This is a genomic window from Serratia sp. J2 (assembly GCF_046269175.1).
GTDB lineage: Bacteria > Pseudomonadota > Gammaproteobacteria > Enterobacterales > Enterobacteriaceae > Chania > Chania fonticola_C.
Genome location: NZ_JBKABN010000019.1, coordinates 45,296 through 60,842 on the forward strand (window position 1 = coordinate 45,296; position 15,547 = coordinate 60,842).

Below are 15,547 nucleotides of genomic sequence, written 5' to 3' on the forward strand. Positions count from 1 at the left end.
GAGGTTTGATTATGAACACGTCACCGTGGAACAAAAATCGTATCATCGGCCCAAAAAAGCCGCTTCAGATATCCCAAGTCTGGGGGATCCGCATCAGACTTGAGCTGAAAGGTAAAACGCGCGATTTGGCTCTGTTCAACATGGCTTTGGATAGTAAGCTTCGGGGCTGCGATCAGGTTAAGCTTAAAGTATCGGATGTTGCATATAGCGGTTCTGTTTCAAGCAGAGTAACTGTATTACAACAAAAGACCGGTAGCCCTGTCCAGTTTGAGTAACCAAAGGGACAAGAGAAGCAGTTGCAGCATTGATTAAGCTGGACAATTTGTACAGTAAAGACTACTTATTCCAATCACGGGGCGGTTCTTGCCAACATATCTCAACCCGACAATACAGCCGTATTTTTCATGGATGGATAGCAAAGCTTGGCCTCGACGATTCGCTGTACAGCACACATTCCATGAGAAGAACAAAACATTACCTGATATATAAGAAAACCAAGAGTCTTCGTGTGATCCAACTCCTGCTTGGTCATAAGAAACTGGAAAGCACGGTTCGTTATTTGGGCATTGAAGTCGATGATGCGTTGGAGATCTCTGAGTCTATCGAAGTCTAGGATTGTCAGGGCTGCAACTGCAGCCCTGTGCCAGTAGCGGAAGTATATTTGATTGTAGAAAAACTAACACCATGTTTTCTTATAACATTACTCCTTTTTTATTGACAATAACCGATTTTATTTTTATGGTTTTAAATTGTAATCAATCCCAAATACAATACCAGACAAATGAGAAAAAACATTATGTCATCAAACAAGAAAACACTAAAAAAATCATTGACTGCTTTTTTAATTAGTGGTGCGTTCATTATTATTGGATATTTTTCCGCAGGGTTTGGGCTTTTAAATGGAGTGTTTGATTTATATCAAAACATCACAAATAAATTTTTCCAAAGGCAAGCGGAAGATAATCTCAATGTGATTTATACAGGATCATCAATAAAATATATTGAGTCGGTTTTTGGTGTGCCGGTGAAAGAAGAACATTCGGAAAATGGTAAGGTGAATGAATATATTTACTCCTTCAAAAAATTCTATCTGCAAGTTGTTTATGATAATAACAATACGGTAATACTATATTCCGTAACTAGCAAAGACAAAGATTTTCATCCTAAGATACCATATCTAGGAGGAGTACTTGGCGCTAAATTTAAAGATTTCGGTGACGACATTAATTATTTACAATCTAGTTATTCCTCGAAGTTCTATCAATATGAAGAAGGGCATTACTTAGGGAATCCAGGTAATTATAGGAATTTTTACCTTGCTTACAATCCTGCTGGCGCTGATTACTTTGAGTTACAGCCCCTCCCAGATTTTTATAATAACAATGAGTCACCTCCTGATAAGAAACATCTTGAAGTCTTCAGAAGTAATAATGCTCCGAACACCTTTGCTGTAGGCGATATACACGGAGGCCCCGATGGTCATGAGTTGTATTATGGAATTGGGATTGACTACTATGACGCGAGAGATATTCCAGATAAAGACTAGTGTTAGTAATGTATTTTTTCATTTTGAATCGCTACAACTTATCGTCCATCCTTTAGGTTAACCGATAAGTTCTGTCTTCTGCTTTTCGCTCGTAGCAGACCTCGCAACTCTTCAGTAGGTCTGCTTCGTGCCAGATACATGGCAATTGACTCGCTCACCATTGATTAATACACCACGATGTTAGTAATGCCTTCATTATGAATGTTAGGATATCCCCATGAAACAGCGTTTTTACAACAAACAGTTCATCAGTACTATTCTGCAAGCGGGATAAGCTTTTTACCCTTGTCTTCGAAAAATGAAAATGAAGCCCAGCGATATGTATACAACAAAGCAAACTTGCCAGCATGTGTCTCAATAACTTCTTTTAAATATGACTTACTTTTGCTGTCATCTGGAAATTTAGCCGAAAAGGTCACTATTGCTCTTGATGACAGCCCACCACCATTTCGCATAAAGAGAATGAAATCACTCCCTCTAAGCACGTTAAACTCCGCACAATTTGTCGCATCATTATCAAACTTAGCAACTACGTTTTTTATTTTATCATACAGGCTGACCATATCCCCAAAAATATTTTTATCAGCTAGCTGAATATTTCTTTTATTTAACTCAGCCACATACCTATCATCATCAACTTTACCAATCGGGTATCGTGCCTGAAGCACTATATCTTGTGACGCAATTTGTAATAACTTCAATTCGTCAACGGTTAATGACAACTCTAACTCAATAGCCATCCTATCAAGCTTATGACCGTAATCGCGAAACTTAAGGTCTATGGTGTCTTTTTGCGCACCAAGATTCATTAAAAGAATCGCAGACTTTAACAGCATTTCGAAAGCATACCCCAACATAAGCCTGCTGGTTTTATCAGTTGCTGATGCGATATCGATATATTCATGCGAAATGGGATTCTTCTTACTTGCGGCCTGAAATAAGCTTTTATTTCGGTCGCCTTCACTTCTCAAAAGCTTTGCTGATAAATACAGCTTTTTGGACTCAGCTAACCAAGCCTTGCGATCAAAGATACCTTTTCCATTTTTCTGCGTGATTATTTCGCTCTGCATTTAGCTGCTCCTATATTATTAGAATCAAGACCGCTGCTAATCAGGATCCAATCCCGTAACGGTTATAGCCAACCACTTTCAGAAGGGGTTCAAATTCAATAGCGCTCATATCTTCGACCCGTTGCCAGTCTCGTTCAACCTCATCAGGGTTAAGCCCACCCAATGTGAAAGCATTAGTAACAATGTGTCCGGTATGCTCATCTTGTAAGCCGTTTATATCTTCAATGGGTAGATGGCCGAGATATAAATTTTGTTTTACAAGAAGTCGAAGAGTTAAAGTAACTTCTACCTTGTCACCGTATCCATTATCAATTTGAGTTTTAGCCCCCTCAAATATCAGCAACTCTTCATGCTCCCCCGGTTCACTCGGTAAAGCACCATTATCCCATCGAGCCTGAGCAATCCCTAACGCCGTACCCAATCGCTCGTTTTCGGGGCTGTAGACTTGCAACTTATAAAACTCATTGGGAATTAGCAGCGGTTTAGGTGTAGAGTATCTAATCCCAAAACTCATGAAGCTATTTCTGAAATCACACAATACAGGAGCAGTGACTTCCGCCCGCCATTTATGGTCGCCTGTAGATACTGGCCGGTAAAGCGCAATCTGTAATTTCTGAGCACGTCGCAAAGCTGATTTAGTAAAACCAGTGGGACAAACCAAAACCCCCTGATGCGCACATACGTCCTGTACTAACCCGTGAAATTCTTCAACACCTTTGATATCCACCGGATTAGCGTAGTCCTTACAATCAATGACAATACGCATCTTGTACTGACCAATGGACTGCTCCACCAGAACATCTACCTGTCTTTTGGTTTCGCTATGGATACCATCAAGCATCACATTGTGTTGCACTACAGCATCGGGAGAAAGTTGCCTTTGTATCATGGCAACAAGTTGTTCGAGAGCTTTCCAGTCGGGAATCTTACTTTTATCTTGACCAGCCATTGTGCCGCTCCATTTGGGTCTTGTACGTAAAGATACCACCGGAGCAACTTGAAGGAGAAATTGTAAGTATCTAGGCAAAGCGGATCATTCTCTTTCAGAGATCTTTAGGCAAGCGGTTTAGTTTACCTTTAAAGCGAACTTAAACGGCGCAGCATGCTGCGCCCCTACGCTGTGAGTTGTACAGGGCTGAGCATCAGGAACACTTGGTTAACACTCACAACATAGGTATGAGTACTTTTGAGGCCGTGAGATGGGGGATCTGCCATTTCATTACGTACCGAGTCTGGGCTTTTCGCCCCGCAAGAAATGTGTTCACCATGTCCCCGGTCCGTACTTGAGTCTGGTGGGGCGAATAACTTGCCGATTACCCCTGCATGAACTTGGATTTCTTGATCCGGTACATGATGGAGTCTCCCTCTGCCAGCAAGGTTTCCAGGCTATGGGGCGCAGAGGGATCAAACTCGACGATGCCATAGGAGAACGCCAGTTGGTAAGGGGTGATCTGTGAAGCATTATGTTCATCCACGTAGCGTTGCAAGGCTAAAATCCCCTGTTCGGCTTCGCTTTTGGTTCGGCTGCCCATCAGCGCGACAAACTCGTCACCGCCTAAACGGGCTATCACGTCAAAATAGCCAAACACCCGTTTCATCAGCTCGGAAAAGTAGATTAACGCCCGGTCACCTTCCCCATGACCGTAGGTGTCGTTAATCAACTTGAATTTGTCGAGGTCGATAAATATCAGGCTGGCCTTAACCCCTTTCATCTGACAATGATGCAGCATATGACCTGCCAGGGAGATAAAGCCACGGCGATTGGATATTTGCGTCAGTTCGTCAGAGGTTGATGCCTGAAAGGCACGTAGCTCATCCTCCACCATCGAGGCCAGATCGCGTAGCGCCACCGCATCTTCGGCATCAAACTGCCGGGGTTTGTCATCAATCAGGCACAGAGTGCCCATTTTTAGATCGCCAGAGTAGCTCAATGGACAACCGGCGTAGAAACGGATGTGTGGTGAGTCTTTGACCAGCGGATTATCCGCAAAGCGATCGTCCTGCAGCGTATCGGGAATGAACAAAATATCGTTACCCAGGATGGCGTGACCACACAACGAGATATCTCTTGGCGTTTCCGTAGCGGCCCCCAGCCCACAGTTGGACTTGAACCATTGGCGGTTTTCGTCGACCAGACTCACCAAGGCAATGGGTACACCGAACAACCGGCGGGCCATGCGTGTCACCCGATCGAAGCGTTCTTCTGGCAGAGTGTCCAACAGATGCAGGGAACGCAGAGCCTTCAATCGCTGTACTTCATTCGCAGGTATCTCTGGCGTTTTCATCGCTACATCCACTCCAATTAAACTCAGGGTCTTTCTCGGAAAAGCAAAACAGCAAGTTGCAGGATAATATCGTTCGCTACCGCTGGCAATCCGATGCACAAAACAGATGCCACTTTGCCCCTGTTTTCAGACGTTTGATCAGGCTATAGCCACTTAAACTAGACATTTAGCTTAAAAGCAAGGCATCCGGTGTGGCAAAACCCTTTTTACGCAGTGGCAATCTAGATGACGTTCTTACATTGGGCGAAAATGGGCAACCTGTTTATGCGTTGGCGTCGCAGTTACGTGAGGCGTTGCGCCTCCAGCAACAGCCAGCCGTAGCGAATTGCCTGGCGATCCCGATCCCCAACGCGCAAGGCGACCGTATTGACTGGTATGCGCCAATCGCTGGGCGGGCGATCTCCTGGCAAGCGGCCGATGACGATGCACGGGCAGCCGCCTTGCCGCTGTTGGAGCATTTCCAGACCAGCGCAGAAGCCATCAGTCTACGCGCTCGCCACAGTGGTAAAGCCAACCTGCAAATGTTTGCGACCTTGCTTAGCAAGGCCATGCAGTTCCCGGATCAGAACGCCGTTTTCCTGGTAGATGGCAAACCGGTGATTACCTTCTGGGGGTGCGTGAAAGCCGATGGCAAGATCCGCAACGCGCCTTTGGATTGCCTACGCCCGAAAGATCGCCCCGCGCCCCCCATCGCCCCACCGATTATTGAACCCATTGCCGAGCCCATTGCTGAACCGCAACAGCCCGCACCTCTGTCCCCCCTGGCGGATGACAAGCCTCACCACGCCTGGTGGCTGTTGCTACTGCCTGCTGCTTTCATTCTGGCCGCCGCGATCTGGCTGTTACTCCCTAAACCAATCCCACAGCCAGCAATAAAAATGGCGGAGCCAGCCAAGGTACAAACCAAGCCGGTTATTACTCCCGCCGCTCTACAGTTGCCATTAGGCTATGCGGAGGTGCTGCCCCCGCCGGTCATCACACCGGCAGTGGTCGATAAACTGGCGCTGACGTTACCCGCTGAAGCGGTAAAAGCCGGTTCTACCACCTTCCTCAACGGTAAATGGCGCGTCACCTTGGCGATCAAGGATCCGCTGACTGGCAAACCGCCGAGCCTGCTGTATCAGTTTAACCGTGGCAAGGGCACCGCCAGGATCGTTCAGGGTGACAAAGTCACCTGCCGGGTTGAGGTCAACGCCGGTCTGATGCAATCCGGCAATCTGGTGATCAACAGCCGTACCAAGGCCCGTTGCAGCGACGGTTCCCGTTATCAAATGCCGGAGCTGGTGTGTAAGCAAGGTGAAGCTGGCGCAGCCGCAGAATGCAGCGGGCGCTATGGCAACAACGAAACGGTATTCCCTATGACGATCAAGCGCGAGAGTAAATAATGTTGGCGACCCCCATCGCATATCCGCAGCGCGTTACGCTGATACCCAACAGCGGGATCCAATTTCTGGACTTCTCCCTTACGCCGGTATTGGATGCCGAGCGCCCTGGCAAATTTGTCCGACAGACCGCCAACGGCCCACTGCTGCGGCTGAACTATCATCAGGCCAAGGATCGCTATTTCCTGCCGGTAGCCCCAGGCGAACCGGCCGAAATGGTGCGCCCGGAATTCAGCTTTCCTCTGGAGCAGTCATTGCGGCTGCTAGATCGCGTTTGGTTACCGCTGCCGTTCTTGCGCTTCAACCCGCCAAACAGTTTTCTCAGCGGGCCGGACAACTGGGTACGCATGCAAATCAGACGGTTGGATCAGCCGGATCGGCAAGGCCACACGTTGCGCATCACGTTGGCATTTGATACCCAAGTCTATCCAGCAGGGCATGAAAACCAACAGTTGGCTCCTAATCAGCAGGACATCATCACCGGGTTGAGCTTTGCGCTGGCGCACCATAGCCAGGATCTTGGGGATTTCCTGGATGCCACCTGGGTGGATGGCTGGCTACGCGAGGTCTTTACCCAACAGGCCATCGCCCTGGAGCAGCGCCCGGAACGCAATATCAACGCTTCGCTGCGCGAATTTGAATATCAGGCACATTACCTGAACCTGCTGGAACTGCTGGGCAGCCAACTAAGCGTGCCGAATATCACCCTAGGCAGCGATGTGCAGCAAGCCGCGGTGAATGTGGATTTGATACTTGATGTCGGCAACTCTCATACCTGCGGCATCCTGGTAGAAGATCACCCGGCGGAACGCAACGGCTTGAAACACAGCTATGAACTGCAACTGCGCGATCTCAGCGAACCGCATTATCTGCACCAAGGCCTGTTTTCCAGCCGCACGGAATTTGCCCCTGCCAACTTTGGCAAGGCCAATTATTCGTTTGAAAGTGGCCGCGACGATGCGTTTCTGTGGCCTTCCCTGACTCGGGTGGGCCATGAAGCCTGCCGTTTGGCGCTGCAACGGCAAGGCGATACGGCATCTACCGGCCTATCCAGCCCACGGCGCTATCTGTGGGATGAGGAGAGCTACGCCCCAGGCTGGCGCTTCAACCGTACGGCAGAGCATTGCCTGCAGGAACCGCCTGCTATCGCGACACCATTGGCTCTGTTGATCAATGACCAAGGCCAGACGTTATCCAGCCTGCCACCGGAAGAGCACCTGCCGGTTTTCACCCCAAACTACAGCCGCAGTTCGCTGATGGCCCTGATGCTGAGCGAGCTGTTGGCCCAGGCGCTGATGCAGATCAACAGCGTGGCCCAGCGCCTGTCTTTGCGGGACGGGGCAGCACCTCACCGTTTGCGTAATATCATTCTGACCCTGCCTTCCGCTATGCCGGTACCGGAACGTGAAATCTTCCGCCAGCGGATGCATGAAGCGATCGCGCTCGTGTGGCAAGGTATGGGTTGGCATTCGACAGATGAAGACTTGAGCGGCATAGCCAGTTCGGTGCCGGTCCCCGCCGTGCAGATGGAGTGGGATGAGGCCACCTGTGGCCAGATGGTCTATCTGTATAACGAAATCCAGGTCAACTTCGCGGGCCAGGCTGAGGCGTTCTTTAGCGCCATGGCACGTCCAGACTCCGCAGAACCGGGGAAAACGCTGCGTATTGCCTCGGTGGATATCGGCGGCGGCACCACCGATTTGGCAATCACCCAGTACCGTCTGGAAGAGACGGCTGGCAACAACGTCAAAGTGACGCCACATCTGTTATTCCGTGAAGGGTTCAAGGTGGCGGGCGATGACATTCTGCTGGAAGTGATCCGCCTGTATCTATTACCCGCCCTACAGGCCGAATTCAAACGCGTCTGCGTGGCAGAACCGGCAGCCCTGATGGCAGAACTTTTTGGTCAGGAAGAGAGCCCAGTGCTGCAGCAACAAGTGACACTGCAACTTTTCATCCCGCTCGCTCAGGCGATCCTGGAGCGCTATGAAAGCTTCACCCCGGTGCAGACTCGCAGCGAGATAGACGCCGTGCTGGGCGAACTGTTGACGCAAAAGCCCACCGATAACGTCTTGAAATATATCAATGCTGCGGTACAACGCGGTTTACCGGCAGAGGCAGAACTGTTTGACGTTTTGCAGACGCCGCTAATCCTGCGGCTGAACCACTTGCACGCCGAATTCCTGGCATCACGCATGGCACTTACCCGCAATCTGCGGTTGTTGACCGAGGTGATCGCCCTGCACAACTGCGACGTGCTGCTGCTCACTGGCCGCCCCTCCCGGTTCCCCGGCATTCAGGCCCTGTTCCGGCAGCTCCAGCCGGTGCCGATCAACCGTATTGTTTCGCTGGATGGTTATCACACCAGCGGCTGGTATCCTTTCAGCCAGCAAGGGCGGATCGACAATCCCAAATCCACTGCGGCGGTCGGTGCTATGCTGTGTCTGTTAGCACTGGAGTTGCGCTTACCGGGCGTTTACTTCAAAGCGGCCGATTTCCGCCCTTATTCAACGGTGCGTTATCTGGGGCGCCTGGATGGGGACAATCGCCTGCCCGCCAATCAGGTTTTTTATGCCGATCTCGATCTGGACACCCCGGATGGCGGCTTGGACAGCAACGTCAGCTTTGCCCTCAACGGTGCTTTATGCCTGGGATTCCGTCAGTTAGATAACGAGCACTGGCCCGCCGCCCCGCTGTTTACCCTGACGATTATCGATCCGCAGCTGGCGCGTAACCTGGCTGGCGATAACCTGTTACGGGTTAAAATTGCTCCGCAGCCGGACTTTCCCGCTCGCTGGAGCGTCACTAGCGCCGAACTGGAAGACGGTAGCCCGGTGCCCACCGAACATCTGCAACTCAAATTGAATACGCTGATCGACAGTGCCTCCGGGGCTACCCACTATTGGATCGACAGCGGGAGCGTTTTTGCATGAAGTCAGCCATCCCCCCAATCTCCCCGCTTACCCAGCGCTGGCCGTTATTAAATCAAGGTATCGCTCAGGCGCTGGTCTGGGCGGATAATGCCCGCCTGCAGACGCCCCGTTTTGCACTAGAAGCGCCAACCCTAATGCTTAACCTGCGCCGATGTCGCATCCGGCTTCAACGGCTGGCGGTTGCGGCCACTCAACCGGGAGCGCTGGGCTTTTATGGCCGTTCGCAAGCGGCAAAAAATCATCTTATCGCCTCGCTGGCCACGGCCGAACCAGACTGCCTGGCGACCACCTTCGTCGGTAAAACCCTGGATTACCTGACACATATCCGCCCAGGGCATTCCGCCGTAGGGGTAGCGATCCGCTTTAGCCACGCCGTACCTCAGCAAGATCCTGATTATCCAGTGCAGCTTCAGTTGCTCACGGCGGTGGAGTTAGTGTGCATGCTGGCGCGTAGCAGTCATACGGAACAGACAATAGAAAAAACAGAGATCGAAGAACTCCTCACCTCGTTGACAAAACGTTGCCAACCTCAGGCTCTGCCGGGCATCGGTGCCGATGATATTGTTGCCCTCTGGGATAGCTTGCGCAGCGACGACCCACAGTTACAACAGCGCTGGGACAGCGAATACTGGCCAAACGCCTTGGCTATCGCTCCCTATCTGTCCATTGATGACCGAGCCCAGCTGTTTGCTCCGCTGTGGGGGAAAGAACCGGCACTAACCGCCTGTTATCGTCGCTTGGCTTACCGGCTGGAGCAACTGGAGGGCGCAGCAAGCGTGCTAGCTCCGCTCAGCCTGCTGACGGATGAAAATCAGCAGCCCAGCTACGGCATCCTTACGCCAGCAAACCTGGAAGAGACCGATGACAAGGTTCAGCTCAAACTCGATAACGGTGTGATAACGATGCCCGTGGCAGAGCTGAGGTTATTGGTCGCAGAATTGCTGATCCCATTACAAAGCCCCCCGGCCCATAGCGGCTTTGCGCAGACCGATTATCTGGACCTGCCTGGCTATAGGGCAGACGACGAGAGCCTGCAGCAGGCCAAGAGCCTCACGTTGCTACAACGCTATAGCGACCAACAGGCCATGCAAGCGTTGATCGTCTGCCATGCGGCGGCCTGCCGTGAAGAAGCAACCATGGTCGGCCGGGCGCTGGATTATTGGGTACAACACCATCAGGAAGGAGGCAGCCGTGGGCATCCCGAGTTGATCTGGGCATTTACCCCGTACGATCGGCGTTCGTCGGCCCATTTTGACCAAGCCGTACAACGTTACGTTGGCCATCCCGGCGAGGTTTGGGGAACGCTGCTGGCGATGAATGAAGATGAAGTCCGGCGAATGACCGACTACCTGCTCACTTCGGTGAATGTTGCAGCCCGTCATAATCGGCTACAACAACGTTTCGGTCGGCTTGAGCAAGATTTACAGCATAACCTGCTTGGCCGCTGGCTCAATGTAGAAACCGAGAATAAAGCGCCCCTTGCCAAGGCCACGGTAAAAGCATTACAAGACCGCACCACGCTGCATGGTGAACTGCTGGAGCACCTGTTGCCTGACCGCAACGCCCTGCTGCCACTCTTTTGCCAGCAACAGCAAGATCGCCCGCATAATGACGATCCCTTGGCGATCGCGTTAGATCTGTTTGACGAGCAACCTACAGCGGCATCTCCGCTGGAGTCTGGCGCCAACGTGGTTTTGCAGGTGCAACAGCTATGGATCACCCAACTGCGTAATCTGACTGATAATCGTGCGTTAATCGACCTGCTGGCGGTTGAAACGGCCACCTTGACCACGCTGGCCGATGAGTTGATCACCGCCAGTTTCCGGCTGGATATCTGGCAACGCCTAGGGAATGCCCTGGCCGAACCGGGACACGCGGGCCACAGCAGGGAAAATCACGTCGAGCGGCAAATCGCCTGTACCTTGACGGTGCTGGGAGATTTTGTCGCCTGGCTTGGCTTCCAGCTGCGTCCGCAGGCGCAACGGCCAGAAAGCCGCATTAACCGCGGCCATAAGATCTTTACCAAACCCAGCCAGAGCGCCGATCTACGCATGACTGCGTTACCGGTCGAACCGATCAATAACACGGCGCTGTATATCTACGATTGGCTGGTGGGGTTATATCAATTAATCGCTGAGAATGCGGGCCACGGCGCTGCGCAAGCGCTCAGTGGAGCGCAGCGTGAAAGTTTGGGGAAAATTATTCAGGGGATGGGTTAGTTCAGCAACCTCTCTCCCAACGGGGAGAGAGGCAATTCAATTAAAAACGGTCGATCTGCACAATCTCATCAACCGGCAGTTTACCAATGCGCGGATAAGGTTGGCCGATGCCCTTGCCAATCGCCACCATCAGCGCAATCTGGTAGTGCTCGGGCTTATTGATGATCTTGCCCACGGCGTCAAAATCAAAGCCGTCCATTGGGCAAGAGTCATAACCTTGAGCCTTGGCTGCCAGCATCAAAGTCTGAGCAAACAAGCCGCTGCTGCGCATCACTTCATCACGCTGCACCTGAGCCTTACCACGGTAATATTGATCGACAGCGGGCAGCATAAACTGTTGCACCGGTTCCGCCGCTTCACGCCAGATGTTTTTCACCTGGGATTCCCAACTGGACAGATCGCCACACAGTACAACCAGCATGGAGGCGTCGGTTACCTGCGCCTGGCCCCAGGCCACCTCGCGGATATGCTCACGCTGTGCACGATCTTCGATCAGCAGCGGGCGCCAATGTTGCAGGTTGAAAGCACTGGGGGTGTTTTGCAGGGCAATATTGAGCAGCGCTTTCTTCTCATCCAGCGTCATCACATGCTGGGTATCGAACTGTTTGGTCGCGCGGCGTTGCTCAATAGCGTCAAGTGTATGCATTACTTCATGTCCTTTGATTAAGTTAACCCGCTTATTGTCGCTTTTTCGCAGCCTCTGTCCACCGGGATTTGTGTTCCATTCGGCTCAGGCATCCCCTGCCACCGTCAAGTAAATAACAACGTCTGTTTTCGCATGGTAACCTACGCCAATCAAGCACAGATAAAAGCGTCAATAACATACATTTTTATAATTAAACAATGGGCTGACATTTTAATTTTGAATAACAGAAACTACTGCACAAGCGTTTTTATAGACAACCCCGGTTATTTATAGGTAATCTGTATTATTGATGATTCATGATAAGGGAGGTTAGTATGGAAAAAGAATCAAGGACGCTATTCGGTCATAAAACTCCGGCGATGGAACAACTAGTCGAGCAGCTTGAACAGGCTCTACGCGATAGTCCCTTAATACCCGAAGAAAAGCTGGCATTACTGATGCGGATTTGCATTTTATTATTCAGAGCAAATAAGACGGATAGCGCTGAGATGAAGGTTTCAGATGGTCGCATGCTCAAACTCACCCTTGAAAAATTACCCACCACTTCTCATTAATGCCTGTGGTGACTGTTCTTATGAAAGAGGCATGGACATGACCAAGACAAGCAACAATGTCATTAATGACCAAAATGAGTTGGTGGCTAAACTGGATCGACAACTCAATGAAAGCATTAACAATAGTCAACTTGAAACGGTAGAAGTATTATCGGTGGTTATGGAGCGTTTTTTCTCATTGTATGCGGAAAATGAAGGCCATATCGCCGAGGCGAAATTTACGGACTCAAGCGGCGAGCATTTTCGGTTTACGCTCGAACTTACGGTGCCCCCAGCGCCGCCACAGCGGCACTGATCGTGTTTTTAATGAAGGTATGGACTACATAAGGAAGCGATATGTCTAATTTGATTTACGCAAGTATTAACGGCAAGAGACAGGGCCTAATCTCCGCCGGATGCTCATCGCTGGACTCTATTGGCAACCGGTGCCAGGCAGGCCATGAAAATCAGGTGCAGGTATTAGGCTTAAATCATAGCATCAGCCGTGAACAGAATGTCTCCCACCACCCTGTACAATTTATTAAGCCTATCGATAAGTCATCTCCGTTACTCGGTGTGGCAATAACGGAAAATGAACCGATAGACATCATTTTTTACTTTTACCGCGTCAATCCCGCTGGTCAGTTAGAACTTTACTACGAAGTTAAATTGACCGAGGCCACCCTTGTCGATATCACCTGTATCTACCCCCACTCCATCGATGAGGGTGACAAAATGCCGTTTGAAAAAGTGCAGGTAAAGTATAAGTCCATTAGCTGGAGCCATAAGAGCGCGGGCACTTCGGGTTATAGCATCTGGGATGACAGGGTTTACTGATTTTCATGACCAGATACTCTTCTTACGGGTATCTGGTATTTTGTTATTAACACAATTTCATATCCCTTACATATTCGGTCGGCGCATTCCAGGATTTTCTGGGGCATGTTTTGTAGCCGTTCTCTTTGAGACTGTAGCCCACATAGAATGAAAAAAACAAACTAATTACCGCCCCAATCATAGCAAGCATGCCTAATCGACCAAATAGTTTATTGCTCGCTTTTGTCGGCAAGCCTCTCAATTGAAAATAACATATAAAAAGTAAAGCATAAAAGGTGTTGAAAACACCATCAATCCAACTCGCCAAGAAAAAACAATGACATCACTTAATCTAAAGAAGTCAATATAGCACTTAAAGATAACCAACTGGTCCAACATACAAGCAATAAAAGAAAAACCGCTAAAACGGCATAACGCGGTCTGGTTACATCATCCATCACTGAGATCCCTCCAAGTACAGAAGAGTTAACAATTTCACTACGGACAGATTTTTAGATCTCTTACATATTCATTTGGAGCCATCCAGGACTTCCTTGGGCAGATTTTATAACCATTATCTTTAAGATTTTGGCTAATATACATCGAAGACAATAAGCTAAGTACTGCACCAGATATAGCAATAGTAGATAGAAAATTAGCTATTTTATTATTCATTTTTGAGTATTTATTCTTTATTGCACAACACATTGTCAAATATGAAAAATAGAAAACCCATGGAGCCAAGAAAACCAAGACCCCAACCTTCCATGAAAAAATAACAGGCTCACTTAATTTAAAAAAGGCCAGGTACCCACGTAAAGAAAACCAACAACCCCAAAATGCAAGGAGTAAAAGAAAAACTGCGAAAGCTCCATAAATAGGTCTATTTAACTTAACCACGACTGAGCCTCCCCCAAGTGTTAAAAAATTGATCTGGATGATAAGGTGAGTTATGTATTTTATAGGACTTCAAGTGCTTTATTATTTTTTCACTAATTTGAAACTCCGTATCAATCCAGTATAATAAGAGGCTAACGAAAAGTCCGATGGCAAACACAGCAATAGCGATCCCAACAACACTACTTCCCGCGACCATAAAACCAGTAGCTATCGTTTTTGCTCCCCATGCAACCCCAGTTGACACCGCTAACTTAGCCATATCCATAGTTAAATTTACAAAGAAATCGGTCAAACCATACGCATCTTTTAGCAACAATTCAACGGCGCGATAAGCGGCGGCAAACACAATACAGAATCTTGCCCCACCAATAATGCCATTCTCAATACCTCTGGTCCCGATGCCTATATCTAATATTCTCTGGTTATCAATCAGGTAGCGGGTAGCATTTAAATACCTTCTGATGCCAGGGTATCCCGACAACCGGATGTAGCGATTGCCATTTCTCCCCACGTATTCGGTTGCCGTGACGCCAAACCCTCTCAGCTCCATCGCGATCCTGCCTACGGACAGTGCCTCGGCGATATTGCCAGCAAAAGACGACATCGGGTCGGTGCAGGAAAACATCGCATCCTTCCACGACTGGTTTGCATTGGGATCGCATAGGGTTTTTAAGAAATACTGCGCCTCCTCTACCGTGAGTAAGGCATACATATTCTCATCTTTCATTTCGTTGAGCTGAGCGTGCAGCTTTTGATAGTTGATATCCGCATGCTGCCGCTTAAAATCAAGGTGATCTTGCAGGCGGTAGTCATCATCAACAAAAGTTTGCGAAACTGGATCGTACCTCATAAGCCTTCAGTCCCTCGATTTAGGCTAAGTCAGCACAGTATATGAGTTTACATATTACAATCCCATAAATTTTACTCATCAATGCGATGGGCATCATATTTTTTAGCCATAGAGGAAATTACGCTCTATGGATGGGTTGTAGCTCGACAGGACGGAGAGTAATGCTCAGTAATCTATTCAATAATTGCCCAATCACATTCATAAAGCGAATGTATTAGTCTTGGCTAAATTGATAAATTCCATTCTTTATCTGAGCCTTGGATCGGTACGAGGTAATCATCATGGCAAGTAACGATAACTGATTCAGCTTATATCGCATGATGTTCAGTATTCAGTGTCAGGATACGTGGGAGCGCGGTATACGCCC

At 49.3% G+C, this 15,547-nt stretch carries 14 protein-coding genes and 1 pseudogene; 8 read left to right on the forward strand and 7 right to left on the reverse strand.

Going from position 1 to position 15,547, the window contains the following annotated elements; all coding sequences use genetic code 11:
* The first annotated feature begins 11 nt into the window (after positions 1–11).
* Both ACKWMY_RS18910 and ACKWMY_RS18915 read left to right on the forward strand, forming a co-directional pair.
* Positions 12–613 (forward strand): annotated as a pseudogene (locus ACKWMY_RS18910) (tyrosine-type recombinase/integrase).
* A 183-nt stretch (positions 614–796) separates the two neighbouring features.
* On the forward strand, positions 797–1,546 hold the full coding sequence (locus ACKWMY_RS18915; protein ID WP_024530287.1) for an ETEC_3214 domain-containing protein: 750 nt from the start codon (positions 797–799) through the stop codon (positions 1,544–1,546).
* A 254-nt stretch (positions 1,547–1,800) separates the two neighbouring features.
* Here the strand turns inward: ACKWMY_RS18915 and ACKWMY_RS18920 are convergent, their stop codons facing one another.
* The 3 genes from ACKWMY_RS18920 to ACKWMY_RS18930 all read right to left on the reverse strand — a co-directional run bounded on the left by ACKWMY_RS18920 (position 1,801) and on the right by ACKWMY_RS18930 (position 4,901).
* Positions 1,801–2,616 carry a hypothetical protein gene (locus ACKWMY_RS18920; protein ID WP_409486826.1) on the reverse strand — a complete coding sequence of 272 codons (816 nt, stop codon included), beginning with the start codon at positions 2,614–2,616 and terminating at the stop codon, positions 1,801–1,803.
* A gap of 40 nt (positions 2,617–2,656) precedes the next feature.
* Entirely contained in the window at positions 2,657–3,565 is a 909-nt protein-coding gene (locus tag ACKWMY_RS18925) for a restriction endonuclease (RefSeq protein ID WP_024530289.1), read from the reverse strand.
* 364 nt (positions 3,566–3,929) lie between these two features.
* On the reverse strand, positions 3,930–4,901 hold the full coding sequence (locus ACKWMY_RS18930) for a sensor domain-containing diguanylate cyclase (RefSeq protein WP_024530290.1): 972 nt from the start codon (positions 4,899–4,901) through the stop codon (positions 3,930–3,932).
* A 191-nt stretch (positions 4,902–5,092) separates the two neighbouring features.
* Between ACKWMY_RS18930 and ACKWMY_RS18935 the strand changes: the two genes are divergently transcribed.
* Genes ACKWMY_RS18935 through ACKWMY_RS18945 form a run of 3 tightly spaced genes read left to right on the forward strand, consistent with a single transcriptional unit; the run spans position 5,093 to position 11,435 of the window.
* Positions 5,093–6,286 carry an SrfA family protein gene (locus ACKWMY_RS18935; RefSeq protein ID WP_409486827.1) on the forward strand — a complete coding sequence of 398 codons (1,194 nt, stop codon included), beginning with the start codon at positions 5,093–5,095 and terminating at the stop codon, positions 6,284–6,286.
* Positions 6,286–9,216: a virulence factor SrfB gene (locus ACKWMY_RS18940; protein WP_409486828.1), complete on the forward strand. Its 2,931-nt coding sequence runs from the start codon at positions 6,286–6,288 to the stop codon at positions 9,214–9,216. Before ACKWMY_RS18935 ends, ACKWMY_RS18940 begins: the two co-directional genes overlap by 1 nt.
* On the forward strand, positions 9,213–11,435 hold the full coding sequence (locus ACKWMY_RS18945) for a virulence factor SrfC family protein (RefSeq protein WP_409486829.1): 2,223 nt from the start codon (positions 9,213–9,215) through the stop codon (positions 11,433–11,435). The genes ACKWMY_RS18940 and ACKWMY_RS18945 overlap by 4 nt, the downstream gene beginning before the upstream one ends.
* Before the next feature lie 40 nt (positions 11,436–11,475).
* Here the strand turns inward: ACKWMY_RS18945 and ACKWMY_RS18950 are convergent, their stop codons facing one another.
* A complete protein-coding gene (locus ACKWMY_RS18950; protein WP_024530294.1) occupies positions 11,476–12,081 on the reverse strand; it encodes a nitroreductase family protein in 606 nt (201 codons plus the stop codon).
* A gap of 314 nt (positions 12,082–12,395) precedes the next feature.
* Between ACKWMY_RS18950 and ACKWMY_RS18955 the strand changes: the two genes are divergently transcribed.
* The 3 genes from ACKWMY_RS18955 to ACKWMY_RS18965 are packed head-to-tail and all read left to right on the forward strand — an operon-like array spanning position 12,396 to position 13,451.
* Entirely contained in the window at positions 12,396–12,635 is a 240-nt protein-coding gene (locus ACKWMY_RS18955; RefSeq protein WP_024530295.1) for a hypothetical protein, read from the forward strand.
* Between the two features lie 37 nt (positions 12,636–12,672).
* Positions 12,673–12,930: a hypothetical protein gene (locus tag ACKWMY_RS18960; protein WP_024530296.1), complete on the forward strand. Its 258-nt coding sequence runs from the start codon at positions 12,673–12,675 to the stop codon at positions 12,928–12,930.
* Positions 12,931–12,971: 41 nt separating this feature from the next.
* Positions 12,972–13,451 (forward strand): Hcp family type VI secretion system effector, encoded by a 480-nt coding sequence (locus ACKWMY_RS18965; RefSeq protein ID WP_024530297.1) that lies wholly within the window; start codon positions 12,972–12,974, stop codon positions 13,449–13,451.
* 46 nt (positions 13,452–13,497) lie between these two features.
* Here ACKWMY_RS18965 and ACKWMY_RS18970 read toward each other — a convergent pair whose 3' ends face one another.
* The 3 genes from ACKWMY_RS18970 to ACKWMY_RS18980 form a co-directional block, all read right to left on the reverse strand.
* The gene (locus tag ACKWMY_RS18970) at positions 13,498–13,758 is read right to left on the reverse strand and encodes a DUF1240 domain-containing protein (RefSeq protein WP_320768040.1); all 261 of its coding nucleotides are present in this window, start codon (positions 13,756–13,758) and stop codon (positions 13,498–13,500) included.
* A gap of 170 nt (positions 13,759–13,928) precedes the next feature.
* Positions 13,929–14,330 carry a DUF1240 domain-containing protein gene (locus ACKWMY_RS18975; RefSeq protein WP_071784457.1) on the reverse strand — a complete coding sequence of 134 codons (402 nt, stop codon included), beginning with the start codon at positions 14,328–14,330 and terminating at the stop codon, positions 13,929–13,931.
* Positions 14,323–15,180, reverse strand: a complete 858-nt coding sequence (locus ACKWMY_RS18980; RefSeq protein ID WP_409486830.1) for a hypothetical protein — start codon at positions 15,178–15,180, stop codon at positions 14,323–14,325. The genes ACKWMY_RS18975 and ACKWMY_RS18980 overlap by 8 nt, the downstream gene beginning before the upstream one ends.
* Positions 15,181–15,547 lie beyond the last annotated feature (367 nt).